Source organism: Treponema saccharophilum DSM 2985, from assembly GCF_000255555.1.
Classification (GTDB): domain Bacteria; phylum Spirochaetota; class Spirochaetia; order Treponematales; family Treponemataceae; genus Treponema_D; species Treponema_D saccharophilum.
This window is the reverse complement of sequence record NZ_AGRW01000047.1, coordinates 20,087-32,117: the sequence shown is the minus strand read 5'-3', so window position 1 is coordinate 32,117 and position 12,031 is coordinate 20,087. Positions and strand designations below refer to the sequence as shown.

General features: G+C 51.9%; 13 protein-coding genes. 8 read left to right on the top strand and 5 right to left on the bottom strand.

The genetic code is table 11. The features are described from left to right. Positions 1-9: 9 nt before the first annotated feature. The 7 genes from TRESADRAFT_RS07510 (at position 10) to TRESADRAFT_RS07480 (ending at position 7,522) form a co-directional block, all read left to right on the top strand. The gene (locus tag TRESADRAFT_RS07510; protein ID WP_002704418.1) at positions 10-735 is read left to right on the top strand and encodes a putative ABC transporter permease; all 726 of its coding nucleotides are present in this window, start codon (positions 10-12) and stop codon (positions 733-735) included. Between the two features lie 180 nt (positions 736-915). After that, a complete protein-coding gene (locus tag TRESADRAFT_RS15130) occupies positions 916-3,024 on the top strand; it encodes a methyl-accepting chemotaxis protein (RefSeq protein WP_002704416.1) in 2,109 nt (702 codons plus the stop codon). A 208-nt stretch (positions 3,025-3,232) separates the two neighbouring features. Beyond that, positions 3,233-4,252, top strand: a complete 1,020-nt coding sequence (gene dctP, locus TRESADRAFT_RS07500) for a TRAP transporter substrate-binding protein DctP (RefSeq protein WP_002704414.1) — start codon at positions 3,233-3,235, stop codon at positions 4,250-4,252. Positions 4,253-4,318: 66 nt separating this feature from the next. Continuing rightward, positions 4,319-5,719 carry a sodium-dependent transporter gene (locus TRESADRAFT_RS07495; RefSeq protein WP_002704412.1) on the top strand — a complete coding sequence of 467 codons (1,401 nt, stop codon included), beginning with the start codon at positions 4,319-4,321 and terminating at the stop codon, positions 5,717-5,719. 146 nt (positions 5,720-5,865) lie between these two features. Then, positions 5,866-6,693, top strand: coding sequence for an adenosylcobinamide-GDP ribazoletransferase (locus TRESADRAFT_RS07490; RefSeq protein ID WP_040842616.1), 828 nt, complete (start codon positions 5,866-5,868; stop codon positions 6,691-6,693). 125 nt (positions 6,694-6,818) lie between these two features. Then, positions 6,819-7,181 (top strand): EamA family transporter, encoded by a 363-nt coding sequence (locus tag TRESADRAFT_RS07485; RefSeq protein ID WP_002704408.1) that lies wholly within the window; start codon positions 6,819-6,821, stop codon positions 7,179-7,181. Further along, complete coding sequence (locus tag TRESADRAFT_RS07480) at positions 7,181-7,522, top strand: EamA family transporter (protein ID WP_002704406.1); 342 nt, start codon at positions 7,181-7,183, stop codon at positions 7,520-7,522. The genes TRESADRAFT_RS07485 and TRESADRAFT_RS07480 overlap by 1 nt, the downstream gene beginning before the upstream one ends. A gap of 43 nt (positions 7,523-7,565) precedes the next feature. On the opposite strand, the gene TRESADRAFT_RS15125 is transcribed toward TRESADRAFT_RS07480, so the two are convergent. Beyond that, positions 7,566-8,957, bottom strand: coding sequence for a DUF3943 domain-containing protein (locus tag TRESADRAFT_RS15125; RefSeq protein ID WP_002704405.1), 1,392 nt, complete (start codon positions 8,955-8,957; stop codon positions 7,566-7,568). Positions 8,958-8,980: 23 nt separating this feature from the next. Further along, positions 8,981-9,595, bottom strand: a complete 615-nt coding sequence (locus tag TRESADRAFT_RS07470) for an HD domain-containing protein (RefSeq protein ID WP_002704403.1) — start codon at positions 9,593-9,595, stop codon at positions 8,981-8,983. A 193-nt stretch (positions 9,596-9,788) separates the two neighbouring features. On the opposite strand from TRESADRAFT_RS07470, the gene TRESADRAFT_RS07465 reads away from it, so the two are divergent. Continuing rightward, entirely contained in the window at positions 9,789-10,337 is a 549-nt protein-coding gene (locus TRESADRAFT_RS07465; RefSeq protein WP_159100044.1) for a DUF2326 domain-containing protein, read from the top strand. A 307-nt stretch (positions 10,338-10,644) separates the two neighbouring features. Here TRESADRAFT_RS07465 and TRESADRAFT_RS07460 read toward each other — a convergent pair whose 3' ends face one another. From TRESADRAFT_RS07460 to TRESADRAFT_RS15665, 3 genes are all read right to left on the bottom strand, one after another. Then, on the bottom strand, positions 10,645-11,193 hold the full coding sequence (locus TRESADRAFT_RS07460) for an RNA 2'-phosphotransferase (RefSeq protein ID WP_040842613.1): 549 nt from the start codon (positions 11,191-11,193) through the stop codon (positions 10,645-10,647). A gap of 326 nt (positions 11,194-11,519) precedes the next feature. After that, positions 11,520-11,654, bottom strand: coding sequence for a hypothetical protein (locus TRESADRAFT_RS16700; RefSeq protein ID WP_281054622.1), 135 nt, complete (start codon positions 11,652-11,654; stop codon positions 11,520-11,522). 41 nt (positions 11,655-11,695) lie between these two features. Continuing rightward, entirely contained in the window at positions 11,696-12,016 is a 321-nt protein-coding gene (locus tag TRESADRAFT_RS15665; protein WP_159100043.1) for a helix-turn-helix domain-containing protein, read from the bottom strand. Positions 12,017-12,031 lie beyond the last annotated feature (15 nt).

Genomic DNA, 12,031 nt, shown 5'->3' with positions numbered 1-12,031 from the left:
CGTTCACGCATGAATCTTTTTCTCGTATTGACTTTCCTTTTTTTCACAGGCAGCCTCATCGGCTGGGGACTCGAAGTGTTCTGGCGGAAGTTCTTCTCCAGGAACAACCCCGCGCACAAATGGATAAACCCCGGCTTCCTCACGGGGCCGTACCTCCCGCTCTACGGGCTGAGCCTCTGCCTGCTTTTCGTCTTGTCGATGATAGACGTTTCGTTCATAGAAGGCGCCTGGCTCAGGAAGCTCTTTCTCTTCGCGCTCATGGCAGCCTGCATCACTGCCGTCGAATACGTCGCCGGCTTGATTTTCATCACTGGAATGCACATAAAACTCTGGGACTACAGCAGGAACAGGGGGAACATCAAGGGGATAATCTGCCCGCAGTACTCGTTCTACTGGATGGTGCTGAGCGCGCTCTACTATTTCCTCATACATCCGGCAATCCTCGACTGGCTCTACTGGTTCACGAACCACCTTTCGTTCTGCCTTGTCGTGGGGTATTTCTACGGCGTGATGACGCTCGACCTCTGCTACACCTTCAACCTCTCCGCAAAAATCCGCGAATTCGCCCGCGAGAAGGAAATCGCCGTCCACTACGAGAACCTCAAGAGCGAGCTGTGCAGACGGAATGAGGAGCTCAAGGAAAAGGGCAATTTCCTCTTCGCGTTCTCGGCGAAATCGCCCCTCAAGGAGCGGATGCGCGACATTTTCGAGCGGCTGGAAAGCCAGCGCAAATAACCGAAATGGACGGGTTATTCCATTTTTTTCTCTAAAAACTCAAATTTACGACGATTTCTTAAAAAGAAATGATATTTTGTAAAAAAAAGTTGTAATTTTTATCCAAGAAAGTGCGTCTATATTGCTGTATAATAAATAGTATACAATATCAAAGTTAAAAAAGGCATTTAGGAAAGAATCATGTCAAAACAAAAAAAAGAGCTGAACAGATTTGAAAAAAACGCACGCAGGAACGTGCAGATAACGACGAAACTCATATCGATGATTATCGGCTCGGTCATCATCGGCGTCATAAGCGTCGCTGTGTTTGAGTTGCACATCTTCAATGCCGGTGTCAGGGAATCGACCGACAATGACCTGGTGAATTTCGCGCGCGGATTCGATATGACGCTGCGCGACTGGCGCGACACGCTCGAATCCGACGTCGCGCTCCTGTCGAACAGGCCCGATTTGGTGAAATACATCGTGGAATCGAACGCGGGCGGAACGCGGACTATTCTCAACTGGGCGAACGGAACGCTCAACGTCGAGGTGCTTGCGGCGACGGACGCGAACGGCGTCGTCATAGCCGGCGAGGGAATCGAGGAAAAGACGAACCTGCGCGAAATCAGCGCGGTGCAGAGCTCGCTCAGGGGGACGGCGGGATACGCATATGCGCGCGTCGGCGACCACGGCTACTCGATAATAGCGGCGTCCCCGGTGCGCTCAAACGGCTCCATCACGGGCACGGTCGTGGCGGCGTACTCGCTCGTGAACGGCGACCTCGTTGAGCAAATCCGCGACTCGTATACCGCGGTCTGCACGATATTCGAGGGAATGACGCGCGTCTCGACTTCGCTCGGGACGGATTACGTCGGCACAAAAATCGACAACCCCGAGATTATACAGGCAGTCCTCAAGGACGGCTCGGAATTCCACGGGAACAACGTCATAAACGGCGACGAGTACATGTCCGTCTACTTCCCGCTCGAATCGAGCAACGGCGACATAACGGGAATGGCGTTCATCGCGCGCGGAATCAAGGTCGTCGAGGAAATAAGGAACCACACGATAGCGATAGTCGCGCCGCTCGCCGCCCTCCTCGTCCTCATACTCGCATTCTCAAGCTACAAATTCGTCAAATGGCTCATGTGGCGAATCGCGAACGTGACGGCATTCCTCATGGAACTCGAAAGCGGGGATGCCGACCTGACGAAGCGCTGCCAGCTTTTCGTCAGGGACGAAATCGGCGACCTCATAATCGGGTTCGACGCGTTCCTCGACAAGCTCCAGCAGATAATGGCGGACGTGAAGAAGACGAAATCCGAGCTCGGTGAGTCTGGCGAGCACCTGCAGGCGGGAACGGAGGACACCGCGAACGCAATCAAGGAGATAATCTCGAACATCGACAGCGTGCACGACAGCATCCGCACCCAGAGCGAGAGCGTCAACCACGCGACAGACGCCGTAAAGGAAATATCCGGGCACATCTCCAACCTTGACGGGCTCGTGGAGAACCAGGTCGCAGGCGTCACGCAGGCATCGTCTTCCATGGAGGAGATGATTGGGAACATCGTTTCCGTCACGGATTCCGTAGACAAGATGGCGGAATCGTTCTCGCTCCTCAACACGAACATACAGACGGGATTCGACAAGCAGAAGGACGTCAACAGCAGGATTCTCCAGATTGAGGCGCAGTCGGAGATGCTCAAGGAGGCGAACGCGGCGATATCGTCAATCGCATCGGAGACGAACCTGCTTGCGATGAACGCGGCAATCGAGGCGGCCCACGCGGGCATGGCGGGACGGGGATTCTCCGTCGTCGCGGACGAAATCAGGAAGCTTTCCGAAACGTCCTCGGCGCAGTCCCGCTCTATCGGAGAGCAGCTCAAGAAAATACGCTCGTCAATCGGTGAGGTCGTCGCCTCGTCAACCGAGGCGAACAAGGCGTTCGGCTCGGTCGCGGCCCACATCAAGGAGACGGACTCCCTCGTCATGCAGATAAAATGCGCGATGGAGGAGCAGCGGGAGGGGTCCCGCCAAATCGGAATCGCGCTGCAGAAAATGAACGACGGCACAATCGAAGTCCTGAGCGCGTCAAAAGAAATGTTCCAGAAGAACGGAAGCATCATGGACGAAATGTCGTCGCTCCAGGACTCGACGAAGACGATGCAGTCGAGCATGAACGAAATGGCGTCAGGCGCGCGGAAGATAAGCGACACGGGGAACGCTCTGTCGGGCGTATCATCGGACGTGACGCGCGCGATCGTGAAAATCGGAGAGCAGATAGACAGGTTCAGGACGGAATAAGCGCGGGACGTCAGGCGCGTCGCACGAAACCATTTTTCCATTCCGGAAAATCACGACAGCCCGACATATTTCAGATTATATAACTTGTTCACCGAGTATACTATGCTTGATTTGTTTTTCAGGCATAGTATTTTTTTTGCCGTATCCGAATTTCGGTAGACCAAACAAAGCGCAATCTGCATTTTTCATAATACAAAGGAGAGGAATTATGAATCGCACCATACACATCAGGGCACTGATTTCCGCAATCGCCCTGTCATCGTCGCTCATATGTTCCTGTGCGAGGAACACGAGCTCAATATCAAAGCGCCCCATAACGCTCAGGCTTTCCGAGGTCCACTCGCGCGGATACCCGACAGCCCTTGCCGACGAGGAATTCGCGCGCCTCGTCGATGAGAAGACGGAGGGCCGCGTCAGAATCGAGGTACGGACTGGAGGCGCGCTTGCGGAAAACGAAATCGACTCCATAGCGGCGCTCAAACTGGGCGACCTCGCCTTCACCCGCGTGTCCGCCGCCCCCGTCGCAGAATACGTCCCGAAAATAAACGCGATAATGCTTCCGTATATCTACCGCTCACAGGAGCACATGTGGAACGTACTCAACGGAAAAATCGGGCAGGACATTCTTTCCGAAATCGAGCAGTCGCCGACGGGGCTGATAGGGTTGTGCTATTACGACGGCGGCGCGCGGAATTTCTACATGAATGGCACCGTGCGCTCCCCGAAAGACCTTGCCGGAAAAAGAATCCGCGTGCAGAACGGCAGCATGCAGTCCGACATGTGCAAGGCGCTCGGCGCGACTCCGGTCACAGGAATCGGGATGTCGCATGTTAGGGCCGCGATTGAGGAAGGACTTATTGACGGCGCGGAGAACAATCTTCCGACGTACCAGAGCAGCGGCGACTATCTTTCCGCGCCCTGCTATCTCCTCGACTCCCACACGCGCATCCCCGAAATCCTCCTCGCGTCGAAAAAAGCATTGACGCGAGTCTCGCCCGACGACATCGCGATAATCAGGAAATGCGCGAAGGAAACGCAGCAGTTCGAAATCCAGAAGTGGCTTGAACAGGAGAGGGCGAGCGAGCAGATTGTGCGGAACAACGGGAACGAGATAATAAAGCCGTCGCCCGAGGTGCAGGCGGAATTCCAAAACGCGATGACGCCCCTTTATCAGAAGTACGGGAGCCAGTACGGCGACATACTGACCGCCATAAAAAACACGAACTGATTTTGTTTCTGTTTATAGAAACATCGTGCTGACGCGCACGACGGTTTTGTGCTAGAATCGGCAATCATGAGTTCAAAAAACAGAAACACATTCTCAACATCTTTCGGGTTCGTTCTGGCAGCTGCAGGAAGCGCCGTCGGACTCGGAAACATCTGGAGGTTCCCGTACCTCGCAGCAAAAGACGGCGGAGGCCTCTTTCTCGTAATGTACCTCGTCCTTGCCGTCACGTTCGGATTTGCCCTTCTCACGACTGAAGTCGCCATAGGGCGAAAGACAAAGCAGAGCCCCCTCACCGCGTACAGGGAGCTCCACAAGAAATGGGGCTGGCTCGGCAAAGTCGCGTGCATAATCCCGATGCTCATTCTCCCCTATTACTGCGTAATCGGCGGATGGGTGCTCAAATACGCGCTCGTCTTCCTCACCGGAAAAGGTGCCGCTGCAGCCGGCGACGGCTATTTCACGTCGTTCATCACGGCGCCGTACTCCCCCATCGTCTTCACGGTCATCTTCCTCTTCCTTTCCTGCTTCATAATCTACCGCGGGGTCAAGAAGGGAATCGAGGCGCTCTCAAAAATCCTTATGCCGGTTCTCGTCGTGCTCGTCATCGGAATATCGGTTTTCGCGCTGACGATGAGCAGGACGGCTGACGACGGAACGCTCCGCACGGGGCTTGACGGCCTCAAAATATTCGTCATCCCCGACCTGACCGGAATCACGGCGAACAAATTCATGATTACGCTCATGGACGCGATGGGGCAGCTTTTCTACAGCCTGAGCGTCGCGATGGGAATCATGATTGCATACGGCTCATACGTCCCGAACAAATCGAACCTCGTGAAATCGATAAACAGAATCGAGATTTTCGACACCGCGGTCGCAATACTCGCGGGCGTCATGATAATCCCGACAGTCTTCGTCTTCATGGGGAAAGAGGGAATCGGCGCGTCAGGCCCGGGCCTCATGTTCGTCGCGATGCCGAAAATTTTCTCGCAGATGGGATTCATCGGGAATATCATCGGGGCCGTTTTCTTTGTCATGGTCTTCTTCGCCGCGCTCACAAGCTCAATCTCAATCCTTGAGGCGGTTGTCTCGAGCTTCATGGACGAATTCAAGATTTCGCGGAGGCGATCCGTCGTCATCGAAGGAGTCCTCGCGCTCGTGCTCGGCGTCATCGTCTGCCTCGGATACAACAAGCTGTATTTCGAGCTTGCCCTCCCGAACGGGGCGACGGCGCAGATTCTCGACGTGATGGACTACATCAGCAACAACATCCTCATGCCGGTCGTCTCAATCGGAACGTGCATCCTCGTCGGATGGATTATCAAGCCGAAGTCGATGCTCGACGAGATTACGCGGAACGGAGAATCCTTCGCGAGAAAGAACCTCTACGTGTTCATGGTGAAATTCCTTGCGCCGGTTCTTCTCATCATCCTGTTCCTCAAGAGCCTCGGAGTCCTCACCTTCTAGCGCGAATCGCGCACGGAACGATTCCGAAACAGACACGCCCCAAAACAGCCTGCACGGAACTGCAGCTCCGAAGCGGAAGCGGTTCTGGGGCTTTTTTTTGCGCTCCCCGTGGAAAAAAAATGCGCGCGTGGTATACTCTCCCGCGCATGGTTTTCCTCAAATCGCTCATCATATCATTCAGCATGTTCTCCGCAATCCCGATGCCCCGCGTCGGCTGGAACGAGCGGAACATGCGCTACATGCTCTGCGCCTTCCCGCTTGTCGGGGCCGTCATCGGAATCGCGGCGGCATCATGGGCGGCATTCGTCGTCTTCGCGCAAACAGTCCTTCTGAAGAACATCGGAAAGGAAATCGCGGCGCTCGGGTTCGTCCTCATCCCCGTAATCATCACGGGAAAAATCCACATCGACGGGTTCATGGACACCTGCGACGCCGTCGGAAGCCGCGCGGAAAGGGAGCGCAAGCTTGATATAATGAAGGACCCGCACTGCGGCTCGTTCGCGGTCGTCTCGTGCGCGCTTTATTTTCTCGCGCAATATGCCCTTTCATGCAGGATTTTCGGCGATGTCATCGACGGCGGAAGAAAATTCGAGAACCAATGGCAGATGCTGCAGCATTTTTTTCCGCTCGCCCCGATGTTCGTGTCGAGCCGACTCCTGAGCGCGTTTGCCGTATCGACGTTCCCCATCGCAAAAAACAGCGGGCTTTTGCGCACGTTTGCCGACGCGAGCGCGAAAAGATTCACCGCGGCGTGGTGCGGCATTTGGTTCGCGCTGCACTCGCTCCTTTCATCAATCGCGCTCGGGCTTCCCGCGACAGCCGCGACAGCCGCGCAAATCGCCGTTTTCGTCCTCTACTATTTCGGGTCGAGGCATCATTTCGGCGGGATAACGGGAGACACGGCCGGCGCGTTCGTCCAAATCTCGGAGCTCGCATCCCTTCTTGCGGTGGCGGGCGCCTATATCTTTTTCTGAGCGAAAAATGCTCAATTGAGGAAAAAAAGTCGAAAATATATACTGTGAGCCGTTTTTCCTGGCGTGAAAAATCCGGGCAGAACCAAAATTAAGTCCACCCGAGCGGGTGGATTTTCGGAGAAAATATGCGGCAAAAAAAACAGGGCTTCCTCCCTTCGTTCCTTCTGATGCACCTCGCATTCCTTGTCTACTGCATCTATCCCCTCCTCGGGAAATTCGCCACCCGCTACGAGCTTCTCTCCGTTAGATTCGTCGCGCTCTACTGCGTCGTCTTCGCGGTTCTTTTCATCTACGCGATTCTCTGGCAGCAGGTTCTCAAGCGGATTCCGCTGACAACGGCAATAGCGAACAAATCCGTGACGATTATATGGGGGATGGTTTTCGGGCTTCTCTTTTTCGGAGAGGGAATATCGCCGAAGATGGTCGCGGGCTCGGCGCTCATCCTCTCGGGCATTTTCCTTCTCGGAACGGAAATGGCGGAGGAATAATGGCGCCGTACATATTGATACTTCTGTTTTCCGTGCTGATTTCTGCGTTCTCGCAGGTGCTCCTGAAAAAATCAGCGCTCACAAAAGCCGATTCATTCGCGGGGGAATACCTGAACAGGTACGTGATTCCGGCATACGCGATTTATTTTCTCGCGGTGTTCCTCGATTTGCTCGCGCTCAGGAAAGTTCCCGTATCGTTCGTCCCCGTCGCGGAAGCGTCGAGCTATGTCTTCGTCCTTGTCTTCGGGAAGATTTTCTTCGGCGAAAAATTCTCGCGGCGGAAGGTTGCCGCGATGGTCCTGATTCTCTCAGGCATCGCGGTTTTCGTGGTACAGCTATGATGCAAGAGAAGCCGGAACGCAATTTCGAAAGTGATTCCGCTTCCTAACGGCGGCGGAAGGCGAATTTTCCGTAGAGGCGGGCGCAGTTCAGGAACTGGAACGTGTCTGGCACCGCCGTGTACGAGTCGGATTTCGCGACGGAGGAAACGGAAAGCCCCAGCGAGAAATTCCGCGCGAGTGCGCGCTCGATCCCCAGACGCCCTTTCGCGAGGAAATGCGACGAGCATTCCGAACCTTTCAGCTCCGAAGACGGATAGGGAAAGAGAATGCTCGCCTCCGCCTCCGAATACAGCAGCCAGTTCCCGATTTCTGCGGACGAGTCGAGCGCGAGAAGCATCCCGTACCCGAAATCGTAGGAGCGGACGGGATTCTTGCGGTAGCTTCCGATATCGACATCCTCGTAAAGGTAGGCGAGGCTTCTCGTTCCCATGAAAATGCCGTCGAGCTGCGCGCCGAAGCGAAGGGATGACGATTCTTCCGGACGGAAAAAGATGAATTTCACGCCCGTCGCCGCATCGGAATAAGCCGCATCGCTCGATTTCCGCCCGGAATAAAGCAGGTTGAGCCCGAGCGTCGCCTCGCCGCCGCCAAGGTAAATGGCGCGCGAATAAAGGAAGCCGTCGATAGCGAAATCGACGCGGTAGAAATGGGACGAGAACGCCGAATCAAGCTCCGCCTCGAACCAGTCGAACGGCTCGACGGTGGAATGCGCGCACCGCTCGCCGTACAATATGCGGAGCGCGCCGCCGAGCGTCGCCTTCCTGACGGGATTTCCCTCCCCCCAGGCGAAAAACTTCGTCCGCGAGAAATTCCCGCCGCCGTGGAACATCACGTCTATTTCCTCGGTGCGCCCGGAAACGGAGGCCTTTTTTCGACCGAGCGCCTCGTTCATCGCGTCGACGGGGCTTAAAATCCACGCGAGGGCGGGGCAAATCTCGGACGCGTCGACGTAAAGCCTGTGCAGGGATTCTCCGACGAGCATACCGCAGACGGGCGTCGTGATGATGTCGTTCACGGACGGCGTCGTCGTCTCGCCGAATTCCTCCCAAAGGAACGAGCCGGCGGCGGCAACGGCAAGCGACTGCCAGAAATCAAGGCCGTTCGCCCTTCCCGACTTGAAATACAGCGAGCCCTGATACGGATGGCCGAACTGGTTCATGAAATAGCCGTCCTCGTCCCAGACCCAGCGGCTTTTCAGGTTCGCCATCATGGTCGACTTGTCGGTGTAGGCGTAATCCTCCTGAAGGAAAATGCGCGCGATGCTGTTGAAAACGAGGTCGACGGCAATGACATCCCCCACCGCGATGGCGAAATTCTTGGCGGTGCTTTCATCCTTCCTGCCGCCGCCCTCCGCCGGAGGAAGGCCAGGTTCCCCGGGGAACGCAGGAAGGCATACCAGCGAAATGAAAAGGAAAATCCGAAAAAAGAAACGCATATCGAAAACAGCTTTTTGCGGAATCAGGCAGAGAGCCAGCCTTCGCGAACGGCGCGGTCAAGGTTCGCCTCTACCCACGAATACACTTCAGGAAGGAAGTCGCGGATGACAGCCATCCGCTTCTCGACGGCAGCCCGCTTCGTCCCGCTTTCCTTCCACGTGAAGCCGAACGTCAGCGTGTTGTGGAGGAGCGGCTGCAGGCTGTCCATGCAGGCGGCATATTTTGCGTCCGCGCTTTTCCTCGCGTCGAACTCCTCCCAAAGCGCGCGCATCCGCGCTCCCTGCTCGGGGGGAACCATCGAGAAAATCTTGTCGGCGGCAAGGCGCTCGCGCTCGGCCTTCGTCTCGTTGCCCTTCTCGTCATACGCGAACGTGTCGCCAGCATAAATCTCCACGAGGTCGTGTACGAGACACATCTCCACCGCCCGGCTGACATCCACTTTCTCGACCGCGTATTCGGCAAAAAGCGTCGCCATGAGCGCGATGTGCCACGAATGCTCGGCATCGTTCTCGCGCCGCGAGCCGTCAACGTGCATCGTCCGCCTCACAATTCCAGCCATCCTGTCTATTTCCGCGGAAAAAAGCAGCTGGCTGTCGAGGCGCGCGTTCCCGCTTCTCAAAAATGATTCGATTCCCATAAAACCCTCCGGCGCGGACAATCATACCACAACACGCTGACATGTCGAATATCCGGAAAGCTTCCCGCGCGCTCCCATTCCGTCCCCAAATGCTGACATAAAAAAAATTGAAGAAATAGATTCTTTCCACGAAAAGCTGAACAATATCCTTGCAGAAGAGCATGAAGAAGCTTTGCAAGAATACAATTCTGAATTGGAAACTGTTCAGGCAGACATTGAGAATATTGAAAAGCAAATAGCTGATTGCGGAAATGAGGAAGATTTTACAACTGCATTTTTGCTTGAGTTTTCCAGAATTCAGGGAGAAATCGACAGATTGAATGCATTGTTAAATGAAGATACAAACAGGAAAGCTGCCGCAGCAAAAGTTTCTGCTGACAAAAAAAATCTCAAAACCAATGAAAAAACTATTTTGGATGATATTGAAAAATCCATTAACGAAAAGCTTTCACTTTACAGCGAATCAATCCTAGGAAAAGATATAGAAAGCATTCAGTTTCATTTTCCTACAAACGCGGGTTATGAGCTTGGCTCACCTTTGGATGACGGAACAGGTACAGACTACACAAGCTTGATTTTGTTTGATTTGGCCGTGTTGAATCTAACAAAACTTTCTGCAATTATTCACGACTCCTATTTGATATCAAACATTCGCGGAAACAGGCTTGAAAATCTTATAAAGCCTATGCAAGTGAAACTCAAAAACAGATTTTCCTTTCCATTGATGAAACGGACAAGTTGAATGCCGATACAGAAACAATCGTAAATCGAGATGACATTCGCGTAATCAAACTTCGACAGGGTGTCTAATTTCAGAAAATTATGTAAACTCAAGAAAAAAGCCACCTCACGATAAAATGGCGTTTCTACTCGTCAAATTAGAGAGGTTTTGCTACAAAACTCATTTTGTCTAACCTTCCAATTTTGCAAATTCCTCTTTTATCATTTTTACTCCGTCTACTAGGCTAACTACTTGCATCAGGATAAATAGAACTTGGAATACAGAACCGACAGTTCCATGTGTTTTTATGACAACAACCCAAACACCTTTATACTTGCAAGTTGCTTAAAAACTGAAAAGGTAGTTCCTTGCACAACCATACTTTTTCATTCGCATGATAAAATTTTATGCCAAATTTTAATGCAGAAACTGTATCAATTTGCAATATCACTGGTTCGGAATCTCTTCTTTTTCCAACCCGCATTGCAGTTTCTATATCTGCACTTAAATGAACATACTGTCGGCTCATTGGCTTTAAGCCTTCTGTCATAATTGAACTTAAAAAACGTTTTGCAGTTCCATGATACAAGATGGCTGGCGGAGTCTCTTCATTATATTTTATCAGCATTGAAAAAGAATGACCGTACATTGCTCGGATTTTTTCACCGGAAATTTCAAGCCTTTTCTTATCAGATATTTCAATTACGTGAAGAATATCCATTTTATCAATGAGTTTTGGATAGTTATTCTCTTCGTTTATAGATGATAGAAGCTGTTGGATATCGACAAAACCATTCTCATCCATTTCCAGTTCATACTCCCATGGTGCATGTCGCAGAGCATAGGAAATTTCTTTACTAAGCTTGATGTAATCCAAGTTAATCCACCTTTTGCAATTCATCTGCATAATAACGCTTGCTCAATTTTTTACCATTTTCGTCAATTAAATGATAAAAATATCGTTTTTCATTATAGTGCCAGCAAATCAATTCTATGCGAGCTGTTATATCTTTTGCAATATTTGATTAGAGATAGATTGCAGGTATTAGAAATAGGTTCTGGTGAAAATGGCCTTTATGGACGCTCGCTTGCAACAAAGAAAAACTGAAGCTAAGCATACAGAAAACCTCTGCTTTGCCTGATGCAGACCAGAGGTTTTATTATATGGAAAACGACAGTTTGTTATGAAGAAAAACTATAGTTCTATTCCATTGGCTTTATCATCTTTTCGATGAATGCGATTTCTTCCTCGGATAAACCGTACTTCCTGTAAAGCTGCTTGTCAATTTCCGGAATCGACTTGCTCCAGTCAATGTCGCTGTTTGCAAAAATTGCCACACGGATTCGAGATTGCTAACGCAATCTCCCCTAAGCATTGGCTAATCCTCGAATTTTTCTGCTTCAGGAAATTTCTTTTCTACCATTTCCTTCATTTTTACAGTCAGTTCCTCGTCAAAAAACTTGCGCACATCTTCACGGCTCTGGCTGGAGTTGCGTAAGAAGAGGTCGGCGGGGTGGATTTCAAGGGCATCAGCAAGTCTATAAATCAAGTCGAATGAAGGAAAAGTTTTTCCCGCCTCAATCCCGCTTATCGTACTTTTCCCACAATCACATATTCCAGACAATTCTAATTGAGATAATTCTTTTTGATTCCTATAAAAAATTAAGTTTTCAACAAATTCAGATTTTGCATTGTTCACCAGTCCAAATTAACA